This window comes from Aquibacillus rhizosphaerae (genome assembly GCF_030282825.1).
Classification (GTDB): domain Bacteria; phylum Bacillota; class Bacilli; order Bacillales; family Amphibacillaceae; genus Aquibacillus_C; species Aquibacillus_C rhizosphaerae.
Window position 1 is genome coordinate 99877 of the sequence record NZ_JASTZU010000021.1, and the last position, 16359, is coordinate 116235.

17 protein-coding genes are annotated in these 16359 nt (G+C 34.5%); all 17 read left to right on the forward strand.

The features are described 5' to 3' along the window. The first annotated feature begins 5 nt into the window (after positions 1-5). The 17 genes from flhA (at position 6) to QQS35_RS06440 (ending at position 16359) form a co-directional block, all read left to right on the forward strand. Positions 6-2039, forward strand: coding sequence for a flagellar biosynthesis protein FlhA (flhA, locus tag QQS35_RS06360; RefSeq protein ID WP_285931077.1), 2034 nt, complete (start codon positions 6-8; stop codon positions 2037-2039). After that, positions 2036-3160 (forward strand): flagellar biosynthesis protein FlhF, encoded by a 1125-nt coding sequence (flhF, locus tag QQS35_RS06365; RefSeq protein ID WP_285931078.1) that lies wholly within the window; start codon positions 2036-2038, stop codon positions 3158-3160. Before flhA ends, flhF begins: the two co-directional genes overlap by 4 nt. Continuing rightward, entirely contained in the window at positions 3153-4016 is an 864-nt protein-coding gene (locus tag QQS35_RS06370) for a MinD/ParA family protein (RefSeq protein WP_285931079.1), read from the forward strand. The genes flhF and QQS35_RS06370 overlap by 8 nt, the downstream gene beginning before the upstream one ends. Positions 4017-4022: 6 nt before the next feature. Beyond that, on the forward strand, positions 4023-5099 hold the full coding sequence (locus QQS35_RS06375; RefSeq protein ID WP_285931080.1) for a protein-glutamate methylesterase/protein-glutamine glutaminase: 1077 nt from the start codon (positions 4023-4025) through the stop codon (positions 5097-5099). Further along, complete coding sequence (locus QQS35_RS06380; RefSeq protein ID WP_285931081.1) at positions 5090-7117, forward strand: chemotaxis protein CheA; 2028 nt, start codon at positions 5090-5092, stop codon at positions 7115-7117. The genes QQS35_RS06375 and QQS35_RS06380 overlap by 10 nt, the downstream gene beginning before the upstream one ends. Positions 7118-7130: 13 nt before the next feature. Continuing rightward, the gene (locus QQS35_RS06385) at positions 7131-7601 is read left to right on the forward strand and encodes a chemotaxis protein CheW (RefSeq protein WP_285931082.1); all 471 of its coding nucleotides are present in this window, start codon (positions 7131-7133) and stop codon (positions 7599-7601) included. Between the two features lie 7 nt (positions 7602-7608). Continuing rightward, a complete protein-coding gene (locus QQS35_RS06390; protein WP_285931083.1) occupies positions 7609-8244 on the forward strand; it encodes a chemotaxis protein CheC in 636 nt (211 codons plus the stop codon). Continuing rightward, positions 8241-8738 (forward strand): chemotaxis protein CheD, encoded by a 498-nt coding sequence (locus QQS35_RS06395; RefSeq protein WP_285931084.1) that lies wholly within the window; start codon positions 8241-8243, stop codon positions 8736-8738. The genes QQS35_RS06390 and QQS35_RS06395 overlap by 4 nt, the downstream gene beginning before the upstream one ends. 45 nt (positions 8739-8783) lie before the next feature. Beyond that, the gene (locus QQS35_RS06400) at positions 8784-9551 is read left to right on the forward strand and encodes a FliA/WhiG family RNA polymerase sigma factor (RefSeq protein ID WP_285931085.1); all 768 of its coding nucleotides are present in this window, start codon (positions 8784-8786) and stop codon (positions 9549-9551) included. A 41-nt stretch (positions 9552-9592) separates the two neighbouring features. Beyond that, positions 9593-10969 carry a DUF342 domain-containing protein gene (locus tag QQS35_RS06405; RefSeq protein WP_285931086.1) on the forward strand — a complete coding sequence of 459 codons (1377 nt, stop codon included), beginning with the start codon at positions 9593-9595 and terminating at the stop codon, positions 10967-10969. A gap of 23 nt (positions 10970-10992) precedes the next feature. Continuing rightward, positions 10993-11304, forward strand: a complete 312-nt coding sequence (locus QQS35_RS06410) for a hypothetical protein (protein ID WP_285931087.1) — start codon at positions 10993-10995, stop codon at positions 11302-11304. A gap of 10 nt (positions 11305-11314) precedes the next feature. Further along, positions 11315-11830 carry a DUF6115 domain-containing protein gene (locus QQS35_RS06415; protein ID WP_285931088.1) on the forward strand — a complete coding sequence of 172 codons (516 nt, stop codon included), beginning with the start codon at positions 11315-11317 and terminating at the stop codon, positions 11828-11830. Positions 11831-11988: 158 nt separating this feature from the next. Next, the gene (gene rpsB, locus QQS35_RS06420; protein WP_285931089.1) at positions 11989-12732 is read left to right on the forward strand and encodes a 30S ribosomal protein S2; all 744 of its coding nucleotides are present in this window, start codon (positions 11989-11991) and stop codon (positions 12730-12732) included. Positions 12733-12829: 97 nt separating this feature from the next. Continuing rightward, positions 12830-13714 carry a translation elongation factor Ts gene (tsf, locus tag QQS35_RS06425; RefSeq protein ID WP_285931090.1) on the forward strand — a complete coding sequence of 295 codons (885 nt, stop codon included), beginning with the start codon at positions 12830-12832 and terminating at the stop codon, positions 13712-13714. A gap of 238 nt (positions 13715-13952) precedes the next feature. After that, positions 13953-14675: a UMP kinase gene (gene pyrH, locus QQS35_RS06430; protein ID WP_285931091.1), complete on the forward strand. Its 723-nt coding sequence runs from the start codon at positions 13953-13955 to the stop codon at positions 14673-14675. A 38-nt stretch (positions 14676-14713) separates the two neighbouring features. After that, on the forward strand, positions 14714-15235 hold the full coding sequence (gene frr, locus QQS35_RS06435; RefSeq protein ID WP_407933945.1) for a ribosome recycling factor: 522 nt from the start codon (positions 14714-14716) through the stop codon (positions 15233-15235). A 353-nt stretch (positions 15236-15588) separates the two neighbouring features. After that, positions 15589-16359, forward strand: a complete 771-nt coding sequence (locus tag QQS35_RS06440) for an isoprenyl transferase (RefSeq protein ID WP_285931093.1) — start codon at positions 15589-15591, stop codon at positions 16357-16359.

The window sequence follows — 16359 nt, forward strand, 5'->3', positions numbered from 1 at the left end:
GAATAATGAAATTAAAAGACTTATCTGTCTTACTAGGTGTTATATTGATTATCGTTATGTTAGTTATTCCTTTACCAGGATGGCTATTAAGTGTGCTTATTTTAATGAACATCTCATTAGCACTTATTGTTATTTTAGTATCCATGAATACAAGTGAACCTTTACAGTTTTCTGTGTTCCCCTCTTTACTATTGTTACTAACATTATTTCGACTGGGTTTAAATGTATCAACAACTCGATCTATTTTATCAGAAGCTGAAGCCGGCGGAGTGGTAGAAACGTTTGGTACATTTGTTATTGGAGATAACCCTCTAGTTGGTTTTGTAGTCTTTACAATTCTTGTTATTATACAATTTTTAGTTATTACAAAGGGTAGTGAGCGAGTATCGGAAGTGGCTGCCCGTTTTACTTTAGACGCTATGCCTGGTAAACAGATGAGTATAGATGCAGATCTTAACGCTGGTATGATTAATGAACATCAAGCAAAAGAACGAAGATCAAAAATAGAAAATGAAGCAGATTTTTATGGAGCAATGGATGGTGCTAGTAAATTTGTTAAAGGTGACGCTATTGCTGGTATTATTATCGTTCTTATTAATATCGTATTTGGTTTAATTATCGGAATGATGCAAATGGGACTGAGTTTTGGGGAAGCTATAACAACATATATGCAATTAACTGTAGGGGATGGATTAGTAAGTCAAATACCAGCACTTCTAATCTCAACTGCTACAGGGATAGTTGTTACGCGTGTTGCGTCTGAAGGTAATCTAGGAACAGACGTAACTACACAGTTGTTTAGATATCCTACTTTGTTATATATTGCTGCTGGAACTATATTCTTGTTAGGACTTACACCAATTAACTTTATGCTAACGACATCGATTGCATTAGTTTTGGGCTTTGGTGGATATTGGTTGTCTAAACCGGTTAAGGAACCTGATATAAATCAGGATGCAGAAGATGAACAAGTAGAATCAGATCAAATGAAGGCTCCGGAAAATGTAGTTGGCTTATTAAGTATGGATCCAATTGAATTTGAATTTGGATATGCATTAATTCCCTTGGCTGACACAAACCAAGGTGGAGATTTACTAGATAGAATTGTCATGATACGTAGGCAATTAGCAATTGAACTTGGTTTAGTAATACCGGTAGTAAGAATAAGAGATAATATACAGTTAAACCCGAATGAATACTGTCTTAAAATAAAAGGGAATGAAGTAGCTAAAGGTGAAATATTACTTGACCATTATTTAGCAATGAGTCCTGGTATGGAAGACGATGAGATTGATGGGATTGATACAACAGAACCAGCATTTGGTTTACCCGCAAAATGGATAAGTGAAGAAAATAAAGACGAAGCTGAGTTATCTGGATACACCGTAGTTGACCCGCCATCAGTTGTATCTACACACATTACTGAAGTAATCAAGAGCCACGCACACATGTTATTAGGGCGACAAGAAACAAAGCAACTAATTGATCACTTAAAGGAAACTTATCCTATTTTAGTTGAGGAAGTTACACCAGAACCTTTAGCAACTGGAGATATACAGAAAGTTTTAGCAAAACTACTTAGGGAAGGTGTTTCAATCCGAAACTTACCGATTATTTTCGAGACACTTGCTGATTTTGGTAAAATGACTAATGATACAGACTTACTAACAGAGTATGCGCGTCAAGCATTGGCAACCCAAATAACCAAACAATATGTTCAACAAGATAATTCCCTTAAAGTCATTACAGTAGCGAATGAGGTGGAAAGAATCATTGCCGAACATATTCAGCAAACAGAACACGGAAGTTACCTGTCCCTTGATCCTGATTCACAACAATTAATTATACGTTCTGTAACAGAAAAAGTTGAACAGTTATCGCTACAAGAGGAAACACCAATTATATTGTGTTCACCAACAATCCGAATGTATATAAAACAGTTACTAGAGCGTTTTTTCCCACAAGTGGTTGTTCTATCATATAACGAACTGGAACCAAATCTAGAAGTACAAAGCGTTGGGGTGGTGAATGTTGCATGAAGGTAAAAAAAATAATTGCGCCTACGATGCCAGAAGCAATGATGAAAGTGCGTAAAGAACTTGGATCGGATGCAGTAATTTTAAATTCTAAAGAGATTCAACAGGGTGGTTTTTTAGGTCTTTTTAAAAAAAAGAATATTGAGGTTATTGCTGCACTAGATCCACAGCCAAAACCGCAAAAACGAGAAAGTATTCAAAATAAAGAAGTGAAAATTAAACATCCTGTTCTATTTGAAGAAAAACGTGATCAAAATCAAACAGAAGTGATTAATGAAGTAAGAGAGTTAAGGAAATGGATAGAAAAGAATGCTTCAGTGCAGGAAACTATATTTCCACCAGTATATCAAGCAGCGTTTGATTTGCTGGTGGAAAAAGAGGTTAAGGTTGAACTCGCTAAGGATTTGGTTAAAGCTGTACTGGAAGAAAATAAAGATAAAGAAATTACTTATGAGCAAGTAAAAAAACAACTTAGCTTAGGCATTGCTAGCAGGTTACATTCTTCTGATTTTAGTGGAATTGACTATCGCAAAAAATTTGTTCATTTGGTAGGTCCAACTGGGGTTGGTAAAACAACAACCATTGCAAAAATTGCCGCAAATAGTATGTTGAAAGATGGGAAGAAAGTCGCCTTAATCACTACTGACACTTACCGTATTGCAGCTATTGAACAACTTAAGACTTACTCTAAGATATTAGATATACCATTAGAAATTGCTTATACAATTGATGATTATCGGAAGGCAAGAGAAAAGTTTAATGAATATGATCTAGTACTCGTTGATACTGCTGGTAGAAATTTCAGAGATTCCAAATACATTAAGGAACTTGGTAAAGTAGTTGACCTTAACCACGACCTTGATACGTATCTAGTACTTTCATTAACAACTAAATCAAGTGATCTTGAAGATATTTATCGTCAATTTGAGAACATTCCGATAAAGCAGCTAATATTCACAAAAAAAGATGAAACCAACACTTACGGTTCAATCCTCAACTTGTCACTAACCAATGAAATAGGAATCGCATATATTACGAATGGTCAAGATGTCCCAGATGATATCAAAGGCTCATCTGTTCAAGAAATTTGTGAAATGATAGTTGGTGTAAGTGCAGATGAGTGATCAGGCTGCTAATTTACGACGGAAGATTGAACAATTAAAAGGGAATAAGCAAGCTAAAACAATCGCTATAATAAGTGGAAAAGGTGGAGTTGGTAAGTCTAACTTTGCACTTAACTTTTCAATCGGATTATCCGACCAAGAGAAAAAAGTATTAATATTTGATTTAGATATAGGTATGGGGAATATTGACATTTTATCAGGGTTGAGCCCAAGACAATCTATTGTAAATATGTTTGCTCACAATTTGTCGATTCATGATATTATAGAGACAGGACCAAATGCTGTATCTTACATTGCAGCCGGATCTGGTCTATCAGAAATTTTTACAATGGACGAACAAAAATTCAACTTTTTTCTCAATCAATTAGATGAATTAATGACTAGTTATGATTACATTATATTTGACATGGGTGCTGGTGTATCCAATGGAAGCATTTATTTCATGCTTGCTGCAGATGAATGTATTGTTGTAACCACTACTGAACCGACATCTTTAACAGATGCATACGCAATTATTAAGCATGTCACTAGTCAAAATTATCAACTACCGATGTTTTTAGTTGTCAATCGAGCCCATTCAAGTAAAAGTGGTCAGGAAACTATTAATCGTTTACAACAGGTTGTTAGACGGTTTTTAGAAAGAGAGTTAATGCCGATTGGAATTATTCCAGAAGATAAAACAGTGTTTAAAGCAGTAAGTAGTCAAACACCTTTTATGCTCTATGATCCGGATGCACGCGTTAGCCTTGTTATGAAGCAAATAGTTAAACAATATGTAAGCGAAAAAATCAATATTGAGAAAAAGACACCATTTTCTTTCATAAAGAGGCTAAAACAGATTATTACAGAAAGGTAGACTAGCATGAAGACGATAAAAGTTTTAGTTGTAGATGACTCTGCATTTATGCGAAAAATGATTTCAGATATTGTAAATTCAGATCCAAACATTACAGTGGTGGGTACAGCAAGAAATGGAAGTGATGCATTAGAAAAAGTTGCTGATTTGCAACCAGATGTCATTACTTTAGACGTAGAAATGCCAATAATGGATGGTATTTCTACGTTGAAACAATTAATGAAAACAAATCCTATTCCAGTTATCATGTTATCAAGTTTAACTAAAGAAGGTACGGATAAGACCGTACAATCGATGGCACTTGGAGCTGTTGATTTTATTGCAAAACCTTCAGGGTCTATCTCTTTAGATATAAAAAAGGTGGAAAAAGAGATTGTTTCTAAAGTACTTGGTGCAGCCAAATCCCAAGTACATAAAATTACTAACGATTTTAAGGTTGAGACTCCTGTCAGGACGATGATTCAGAATCCAGAAAAATTTTCTGATAACTTGTTAGTTGCCATTGGTACTTCTACAGGCGGTCCAAGAGCGTTACAACAAGTAATTACGAGATTACCTAAAGACTTTCCTGCGCCAGTTGTCATTGTGCAACATATGCCAAAAGGTTTTACAAAATCATTAGCACAAAGGTTGAATACACTATCCGCAATCCAGGTAAAAGAAGCAGAAAATGGAGAGGTAATACAAAAGGGCACTGCTTATATTGCACCAGGTGGTTTTCATTTTAGGGTAATAAAAAAAGGCGCTTCCTTAATTGCTCAAGTCACTAAAGAGGAACCTAGAAATGGTCATCAACCATCAGTAGACGTTCTGTTTGAATCCCTTGCCTATTTGAAGTTGTATCATGTTTATACAGTAATAATGACCGGAATGGGAGCAGATGGCGCTAAAGGCTTAACTTATTTAAAAAATGAAAAACCAGAATCCATAACAATCTCTGAATCTAAGAACACGGCTGTCGTATATGGAATGCCCCAAGCAGCAGAAAAAACAAATTTAGTAGATTACGTTTTAGATTTACCTGAAATAAGTAATGAGCTAATTAACCAAATAAAAGCCAGAGGTGATAAGACATGGAAATGAATGAGTATCTAGAGGTGTTTATCGAAGAGAGCAAGGAACATATTCAATCATTGAATGATAATTTACTTGTTTTAGAGAAGGACCCGACTAACATAAATACAGTGAATGAAATATTCCGCTCTGCCCATACATTAAAAGGGATGTCTGCAACAATGGGATATCAAGATACGGCTAATCTTACACATCAAATGGAAAATGTTCTAGATGCTGTTCGTAATCAGAAGTTAGTTATGAATTCGGAAATCTTAGATGTTGTGTTAGAAGCTGTAGATTACCTAGAGGCGATGGTAATGGATATAGCAGGTGGTGGTGATGGAAAAAGAGATGTTGAAGGATTAGTTAAGCAGTTAGAGGCAATTGAAAATGGTGAAGCAGTGGCTGTAAACTCTGATTCAAAGACAAATACAAGTGTTTCTAATAATAGCTCTTTTGATCAGTTAGATCAATTTGAAATAACTGTTTTACAAGAGTCTGAAGAAAAAGGATATCATAATTTAGAAGTAAACGTTAAATTACAAGATGCCTGTCTGTTAAAAGCTGCACGAGTATATATGGTGTTTGAGATTTTGGAACAGATTGGTGAAGTGATTAAGTCACAACCAAGTGTACCTGAATTAGAAGAAGAAAAATTCGATTTGGAATTCACTGTGCTATTAGTTACACAAGAAAGTACAGAAAATGTTGAAAAAAGAATTATGAAAGTCTCAGAGATTGACAAAGTAACTATAAAACCTTTTAACGTAGAAGGTGGATATTCTAAAAATCAATCGGATCAACCCCAACCCGAGCAAGATGGACAAGTTAATAACGACAAAGTAGCGGCTAAAGAACAAACAACAAATAACCAAACTACAACTAAGGCTGCAGTAAATAATAAAACAATTCGTGTAAATATCGAACGGCTCGACGGTCTTATGAATTTATTTGAAGAACTAGTTATTGACCGAGGACGTTTGGAGCAAATCTCTGATAATTTAAAACATGCTGAATTACAAGAGACTGTTGAACGTATGACAAGAATTTCAGGAGACTTGCAGACGATTATACTTAATATGAGAATGGTACCTATTGAACAGGTATTTAATAGATTTCCAAGAATGGTTCGACAACTTGCAAAAGACTTAGGTAAACAAATTAATTTAGAAGTTATAGGCGCTGATACAGAGTTAGACCGGACTGTTATCGATGAAATTGGTGATCCTTTAGTTCATTTGATTCGTAATGCACTAGATCATGGTGTTGAATCACCGGATAAACGTTTAGAAAAAGGTAAACCTGCTGAAGGAAATTTACAACTAAAGGCATACCACAGTGGAAACCATGTATTTATTGAAATATCAGATGATGGTGCTGGTATTAATCGGGATAAAGTAACAAATAAAGCTATCTCCAATGGGGTTATTACAAATGAACAAGCAGAAGTGCTTACGGATTCACAAGTGTTTCAGTTAATTATGGAAAGTGGTTTTTCAACTGCTGACACTATCTCAGATGTTTCGGGGCGTGGTGTTGGATTAGATGTTGTTAAAAATACAATAGAGTCTCTTGGGGGAAGTATAACAATAGAGTCTGAGGCTGGAAAAGGTTCTGTATTCTCTATTCAACTTCCATTAACATTATCGATTATTTCTGTACTTCTTGTTGAGGTAGAAAAAGAAAAATATGCTGTACCACTCTCTTCTATCATAGAGACAGCTATTGTTAATAAGTCAGAAATATTAAGTGCTCATAATAAAAAAGTAATTGATTTTAGAGGTAAGGTAGTTCCACTAATTTCATTAAAACAAGTGTTTGACGTGCCTTCATCCTCTGACGAAGATGAATTTTATTCCATTGTCATCATCCGTAAAGGCGATAAGATGGCCGGGTTAATTGTTGACACATTTATCGGTCAGCAAGAGGTGGTTCTAAAATCACTTGGAGATTATCTAACAGATGTATTTGCAATATCGGGAGCGACTATTTTAGGTGACGGACAGGTAGCTTTAATAATTGATACCAATTCATTAATAAAGTAGAGGAGAGTTTGCTATGACAGAAGGAAACGAGCAAGAGATAAAGGCTATTGTTTTTCAATTAAGAGAAGAAGAGTATGCTGTATCTGTTACCCAAGTTAGAGGGATAGAACGCGTAGAACATATTACTAGAGTGCCGCAAACTGCTAGTTTTGTTAAAGGAGTTATTAATTTAAGAGGAGTAATAACTCCAATTATCGATTTAAAGAAACGTTTTAGTATGGAAGCAACGGAGTTTACAGACAGTACAAGAATCATCATCGTTTACATTGACGGTATGGAAGTTGGGCTAATTGTAGATGCTGCTTATGATGTGATTGACATTCCACATGATGCCATTGAACCACCACCAGAAGTGATAGGTACGGTTGATGTTGATTATGTTGATGGAGTAGCGAAGTTAGATTCACGTCTACTTATGCTCTTGAACTTAGAAAAGGTCCTTTCTAATAAGGAAATTAAAGATTTTCAAAGTGTGGAAGTGTAAAAATAACATGTCTTTTATGGATAAGTTAACAAGTTACCAATTAGATATTTTAAAAGAGATAGGTAATATTGGGGCAGGTAATGCCGCTACTGCCCTATCTAAGTTACTAAATAGAAAAGTAGATATGAATGTTCCTTCTGTGCGTGTCGTTGATTTCGATGAAATGATGGAGATGGTTGGTGGACCAGAAGTTATCATTGTTTCTGTATTTTTGAGAATTAATGGAGAGGCACCTGGAAGTATGTTTTTCGTCCTCTCGCCTGCAGAAGCAGAAGTATTTGTACAACAAATTATAGATGATAAAGAGTTCTCACTAAATAATCCTCCTTTTGAAGAATTAGGATTATCTGCGTTACATGAAGTAGGAAATATACTAGCGGGATCTTATCTTTCTGCATTATCAGACCTTACTTCTATTAATATGCAGCCTTCTGTTCCTTCGCTCAATATGGATATGGCAGGTGCAATATTAATGCAAGGTCTTGTAGAAATATCTCAAGAAAGTGATTATGCGATTATCATTGATACGAAGATAAACGAGCAAGATAATGAAAACAGAGAAATACAAGGACATTTTTTCCTATTACCAGATCCGGAATCATTTAAAAAAATCTTCACTGCTTTAGGTGTTAAAGATCAATGATGGTTACTGAAAATGTTGTTAAAGTTGGAATTGCCGATCTAAAGTTTGCTAAGTCACCGGAGGTTTTGCGAACATCTGGATTAGGCTCTTGTGTAGGTGTTGTCGTCTATGACTTGTCTCAAAAGGTTGCTGGTATGGCTCATGTGATGTTACCTGATTCTACCCAATCAAGACGAGATAATTTAAATTTACTAAAATATGCAGACACATCTATCAATATACTAGTTGATGAAATGGTGAATAATGGTGCAAGAAAATTTGCCATGAAAGCCAAAATGGCAGGTGGAGCTCAAATGTTTTCCTTCACCTCAACGAGTGATATGTTACGAGTAGGAGCGCGAAATATAGAAGCTGTAACAAAAATGTTAGAGATGTACCGAATCCCGATTGTTGCGCAGGATGTTGGAGGTAACAGTGGTAGAACGATTGAGTTTTGTCCAAGTACTGGAAAATTAAAAATTAGAACCGTCAACCAAGGTGAAGCAGAGATTTAACAACTTAGAAGTAGATAGCAACAAGACTATTGCGAGGTGATTTTGATGTCTAATATTTCAACTACACAGGATATGCTGTGGGACAACTGGATAAAAGAACAGGATAATGATACTGGAAACAAATTAATTGAGAGTTATTTTTATTTGGTAAATTATCACGTACAAAGGATTGCTGCTCATCTACCGAATAGTGTTAGTAAAGATGATATAAAAAGCTTAGGCTTATTTGGTCTTTATGATGCACTTAAGAAGTTTGAGCCATCTCGTGATTTAAAGTTTGATACGTACGCATCTTTTCGAATTCGTGGTGCAATTATGGATGGGCTACGTAAGGAAGATTGGTTGTCTAGATCCGCAAGAGATAAAACAAAACAAGTAGAGAGAACATCCCAATTACTTGAGCAAAAATTACAGCGACAACCTACATCAAATGAAATTGCAAAAGAATTAAATATAACTGCTAGTGAAATAGAGGAAATCGTAAAAGACAGTCTGTTTGCTAATCTGTTATCAATAGAAGAAAAATCCTCAGACTCTAATGATGATTATAAAGAAGGGGTTGGCTACAATTTACCCGATGAAAATAACCCACTTCCAGAACAACACCTAATTAGGGGTGAAGATTATCAAGAATTAGAAATAGGCATTCAACAACTTAATAGTAATGAGCAAATGGTTGTTAGTTTATTTTATAAAGAAGAGCTAACATTTACTGAAATTGGTCATGTACTGGAACTAACTACATCAAGAATTTCTCAGATACACAAACAAGCTATTTTCAAGTTAAGAAAAACATTATCCCAAAATGTATAAGTTTATAGGTTTTTTAAAATAAATCTAAAGGGGATTAGGGTGTGAATCGATTAAATGAATTCTTTGATTTAACTATTTCTAAAGATCTAATGTTAGTAACACTTAGCTTTAAAAAAAATAAAGAATATAATGGTGAAAACTTAAATGAAGATGAGTTAAAAAAATATCTATCTGATCACAATATATTATTTGGAGTAGATGAGAAGGTAGTTAAGCAATTGACAACTTCATTTAATATTGAACAATTACCAATTGATATTGCAAAAGGACTCCCTGCAATTAATGGAAAAGATGGACAAATTCATTTTTTGGACAAGGGGAAAACACAAGTTGAGCATAATGAAAAATCTGATTTTAGAGATGTGTTTAAAATCCCTTCCAAAAAAAACGGTGAAAAGATAGCCTTTATCACTGCCCCAACAACAGGTGATAAAGGTATAAATGTGTACGGTAAAGAGGTCAAGCAAATTCCTGGTAAAAAAATTCGTATAAGAGCTGGGAAAAACGTTGAGTTTGTTGAATCTGAAAATGCATTTTATGCAAAAGCAGATGGTCAGTTGAGTATTGGTGAAAAAGTCATTCAGGTGTTTCCAACATATGAAGTGAGAGGGGACCTATCTCTTAAAACTGGCAACTTAAATTTTGTCGGATCGATTACCATCCATGGAAATGTACCGGCTGGCTATTCGGTGAAAGCAGAAGGAGACGTGCAAATATTTGGCATGGTTGAAGCGGCTTATATTGAAGCGGGTGGAAGTGTAATAGTTTCAGAAGGGATTGCTGGATTAAGAAAAGGAACGATTATTGCTGGTCTTGATTTAAAGGCTGGTTACATTAATCAAGCAATAATTGAGGTAGGACGAGATATTATCATTAATAATTCTATTTTGCATAGTCATTGTGTTGCACAGGAACATATTTACTGTCAAAATGGAAATATAATTGGCGGTATGTACTCTGCAGGTAAAACAATTGAGGCCAAAGATATAGGCAACAAAATGAATACAAAAACAGAATTAGCTTTTGGTATAAACAAAAAGCTTGGAGAGTATGAGAAAGCGCTTCAATTAGAAAAAAAGAAACTAGTAGATAATAAAGAAAAGTTGCAGTTATTAGGTGACAGTCTAGCGGCAAAAAAAGAATCATCTGTTGGTTTAACTTCAAAAGAGAGAATCGTCTTACTAAAACAACGCAATACAATGGAACAAACCATACATAAATTAGAAGAGATAACCAATGAGTTAAATGAATTACAAGTTTCTATCGGGGATTTGGAAGGCTTGAAATTAGTTGCTAAGGGTTGTATCTATCCGAATGTAGATTTAACTTTTGGAAAATATAAAAGGTCAGTAACTAGTATTTATAAATATTCTCAAGTATTATTAGACAATCATGAGATTGCAATTCAACCACTTTAAGCAAGCTTAAGGATGCGATTATTATGAGTTGGAAATCTGTAGAAATGCAAGTTGCTCTTCCTCGTACCCAAGATGCAGGTAGAATACAAGATCAAATGCAACAACGGGGGAGAATTGATCAAGAATCTCTTGCTAGTAACCAATTAGTAAAGGAAGAAATGAAACGAAAACAAGTAAATGACTATAATCAAAAGAATAATGTTAATAATAAAAAACAAGAGCCTAACAATCAAGCATGGATGAACAAACGGTCAAAGAATGAAATGGAGAATGATGCACTCGTTGTTTCGACCGACCACCCCTATTTAGGAAAACAAATTGATTTCAATGGCTGAGAGGGATTTTATGACATCTATTTTATTTTTAGTTAGCTTTTTATTACATGTAATGACATTTATCTTTTTAAAAACGTTGAAAGATAAAGTGAATTTATTTGATGATCTGGAAGCTAAACAAAAAAGTAACATTAAAGAAATGGAAGATTTGTTGGCAGTTTACCTAATAGAAATAAAAGAAGAAAATGACAAATTATTGCATGTTTTAAAAGAAAATGAACAACCTAAACCGAGATTAAATACGAAAGCAAACCATGTGGACATTCAGTCCAACCCAAAAAATAATACTAAATACGAATTGACATCAAAGCCTGTTTATGAAGATGAAATGAATAAAAGTAAGGACTATAAGGAATATTCTCCACCTGTTGACAATAATGGACAAGATGTATTGGAGCAATCCGTTGCTTCAAGGGTTTATTCATTGCATAATCAAGGGAATTCAGTTGAAACTATCGCAAAAAAACTTGATTGTGGGAAGACAGAAGTAGAGCTTATGTTAAAATTTCATCGTAAAAACTCATAAAATTGCTTGATTGCTCGAATTGCATGTGTTATATTTATTTTTGGTGTTAATCACACACGTTTGTGGATTATGTGAGAGGTGCTAACCAAACAAAGTTAGTTCTTACGTAAAAATGAAGCAGGCGGAGGCTAAAAAACCAATCTAGGAGGAAACATATTATGGCAGTTATTTCAATGAAACAACTACTAGAAGCAGGTGTACATTTCGGACACCAGACACGCCGTTGGAATCCAAAAATGAAGAAGTATATCTTCACAGAGCGTAACGGTATTTATATTATCGACCTTCAAAAAACAGTTAAAAAGGTTGATGAAGCTTACAATTACGTGAAAGAGGTTGCAGCTAATGGCGGAACTGTTCTTTTCGTAGGTACTAAGAAACAAGCTCAGGAATCTGTAAAGGACGAAGCAATCCGTTCTGGTATGTACTTTGTTAACCAACGTTGGTTAGGTGGAACATTAACTAACTTCGGTACTATTCGTAAACGTATTAATCGTTTAAAAGAAATAGAACGCATGGAAGAAGATGGAACGTTTGAAGTTCTTCCTAAGAAAGAAGTTGTAGGACTTCTTAAAGAAAAAGAACGTCTTGTGAAATTCTTAGGCGGGATTAAGGAAATGAAAAAAATTCCTGACGTATTATTCATTATTGACCCTCGTAAAGAGCGTATTGCGGTAGCAGAAGCACACAAATTACACATTCCAATTGTAGGAATTGTTGATACTAATTGTGATCCAGATGAGATTGATTATGTTATCCCAGCTAACGATGATGCAATTCGTGCTGTGAAACTTCTAACTGGTAAAATGGCAGATGCTATTTTAGAAGCAAAACAGGGAGAAGTAACAGAAGAGCCTGCTGTTGAAGAAACTAAAGAAGTTGAAGCAGCAGCAAAAGAGTAACGAAGGTTTAGGGTGATAGAAGGGGAACCTTTTATCACCTTTTTTTAAGAAATAATCGTATGATTTAGGTACATAATTATTAAAGGAGGAATTTGTAATGGCTGTAACTGCAAAAATGGTAAAAGAACTTCGCGAAAAAACTGGTGCTGGAATGATGGACTGTAAAAAAGCACTTCAAGAAACTGATGGAGATATTGATCAAGCAATTGACTATCTACGTGAGAAAGGTATTTCTAAAGCTGCTAAAAAAGCTGATCGTATAGCTGCAGAAGGTTCTACTCATGTTGAGGTGAAAGGGAACTCTGCTGTTTTATTTGAAATGAACTGTGAAACGGATTTTGTTACAAAGAATGATCAATTTAAAGACCTCTTAGCTGAATTAGGAAAGCATTTAGTTGAGCAAAAACCAGAGTCAGTTGAAGCAGCACTAAAACAAAACCTTCATGGTGATGGAACTAATTTAGAGGAATATATTAATTCTAATATTGCTAAAATTGGTGAAAAGTTATCACTTCGTCGCTTTACTATTTTTGAAAAGACGGATAGTGATGCATTTGGTGCATATATCCATATGGGTGGAAATATTGGGGCATTAACTATTTTAGAAGGGTCAAATGATGAAGCTACTGCAAAAGATGTTGCGATGCATATTGCAGCAGTTAATCCTCGCTACGTATCTCGTGATGCGGTGTCTCAGGAAGAGGTTGAAAAAGAGCGTGAAGTTCTAAAAACGCAAGCTTTAAACGAAGGAAAACCAGAGAAAATCGTTGAAAAAATGGTAGAAGGTCGTCTTGGTAAATTCTTTGAAGAAATTTGTTTATTAGAGCAAGGTTTTGTTAAGAATCCGGACGAAAAAGTGAAAAAAGTATTGGCTGATAAAGGAGCAACGATCAAAGGGTTTGTTCGTTATCAAGTAGGAGAAGGAATCGAAAAACGTGTAGATAATTTTGCTGAAGAAGTAATGAGTCAAGTTAAAAAATAATTAGCATAAGCTTCAATATATTAGTCTAACCTTGACAATAATAGAATGTAGTTTCTTATATGGTTAACGGTTCGTTGAAATTATACAAAATGGGGAACACATTGTGTTCCCTTTTGTATAACTTGGTAGCAGTAACGTTCAATGAGATGATTTACTGGTTAATCAGCATTTGAAAGAGTATGATAGAATAAATGTTTCTTTAAAATAAATACTATTAATTACATAAATGGAGGTTATTATGACAACTGCTCGCTACCGTAGAATTGTGTTAAAATTAAGTGGAGAAGCCTTAAGTGGTGAACAAGGGTATGGCATAGAACCTAAAGTTATTCAGTCTATTGCATCACAAGTGAAAGAAGTTGCTGAATTAGGAGTTGAAGTTGCTGTAGTTGTTGGTGGAGGCAATATTTGGCGTGGTAAGGTTGGAAGCGAAATGGGGATGGATCGTGCTAACGCTGATTATATGGGAATGCTAGCTACAATTATGAATTCCTTAGCTTTACAAGATAGCTTAGAAAATCAAGGCATTCCAACTAGAGTACAAACATCAATTGAAATGAGACAAGTTGCTGAGCCTTATATTAGACGAAAAGCGATTCGCCATTTAGAGAAAAAGCGAGTAGTAATATTCGCTGCAGGCACTGGTAACCCATATTTTTCTACAGATACTACTGCAGCATTGCGAGCGGCCGAAATCGAGGCGGAAGTTATCTTAATGGCTAAGAACAATGTAGATGGTGTATATACAGATGATCCGAAAATTAATAAAGATGCAACTAAATACACAGAATTGTCGTATTTGGAAGTTTTGAATGAAGGATTAGGTGTAATGGATTCAACAGCCTCATCTTTATGTATGGATAATCATATACCATTACTTGTTTTCTCTATTTCAGAAGAAGGCAATATTAAGCGAGCTGTTCTTGGCGAGAAAATCGGAACTATAATAAGGGGGAAATAAAATTGTCAAAAGAAATTATCAAAGATACACAATCAAAGATGTCACAAGCAGTACAATCATTTTCAAAACAGTTATCAACAGTAAGAGCAGGAAGAGCTACCCCATCTTTACTAGATAATGTTTATGTCGACTATTACGGTGCAACTACACCACTTAATCAATTGTCTACAATCTCAGTACCTGAAGCAAGACTCTTAGTAATTACACCTTTTGATAAATCTTCTACTTCAGATATTGAAAAAGCTATTCAAAAGGCTGATCTAGGTTTATCACCTTCAAGTGATGGAAACGTAATAAGAATTAATATACCTGCACTTACAGAAGAAAGACGTAAAGATTTAGTCAAAGTAGTTGGGAAATATGCAGAGGAATCTAAAGTTCAAGTTAGAAACATACGCAGGGATGCTAATGATAGCTTAAAGAAAGCTGAAAAAAATGGTGACTTAACTGAAGATGAGTTAAGAGGATTTCAAGACGACGTCCAGCAGGAAACTGATAAACATATAGTAGAAATTGATAAGCTAACTAAGCAAAAAGAAAAAGAAATTATGGAAGTTTGAGTCTATAACATGTAAAATAATGATTAGAAAAACTCGGCATTCGCATCAACTTTTAGCGAGTGCCGTAGTTTTGCTTATACTATCTACCGACACAACTTGTTAATTATGATAGTATTAAGTAAGGCCCTCTTTACAAAGGGGGTTTTTGCACGTATAAGGGGTATAAGACAAGTCAAATTGCTATACTTATAAAATACGTATCATTTACTTTTATGATAAGCTTGTCTATATTAACTTAATAAAACCTAATTATTCTGGTCTTAGTGATTAAATAACATAAATATATAGAATACATTAGTTAATTAATATAGCCTGATCTTAATATATATGTTTTGTCTCATGGAGGATATGCTATGCCGATGATTAAACTTCCTTTTTTAAAAAAGAAAACATCAAAAGTAAAACAAGAGAATATTGTTTCACAGGATAATTTACCAGAACATGTGGCTATAATAATGGATGGTAACGGTCGTTGGGCAAACAAGAGAGGGTTACCAAGATTTGCTGGTCACAAAGAGGGTATGGATAATGTGAAAACAATTGTAAAAGTAGCGAATAAGTATAATGTGAAAATTTTGACATTATACGCTTTTTCTACTGAAAATTGGAAACGTCCGAAAAAAGAAATTGATTATTTAATGAAATTACCTATGGAATTTTTAAATACATATTTACCAGAACTCATAGAAGAAAATGTCCAAATACAAACAATTGGTGAATTCGATGTCTTACCTACACATACAAAAAGTGCTGTTCAAAAAGCAAAAAATCAAACAAAAGAAAACACAGGGTTAATTTTAAATATCGCATTGAATTATGGTAGTAGGTATGAGATTGTTCAAGCTATTAAAAAACTGGTTGATGATATTGATAAACAAGATTTTCAACTAGGAGACATAAATGAAGAAATGTTTGGTAATTATTTATATACGGGTGATTTACGTGATCCAGATTTATTAATAAGAACGAGTGGAGAAATCCGCCTTAGTAATTTTTTGTTATGGCAATCTGCCTACACAGAATTTTGGTTTACAGATGTTTTTTGGCCGGACTTTAATGAAAATATATTCAAAAAAGCCCTTATCGACTATCAAAAAAGAAAGCGTCGATATGGTGGCATCTAA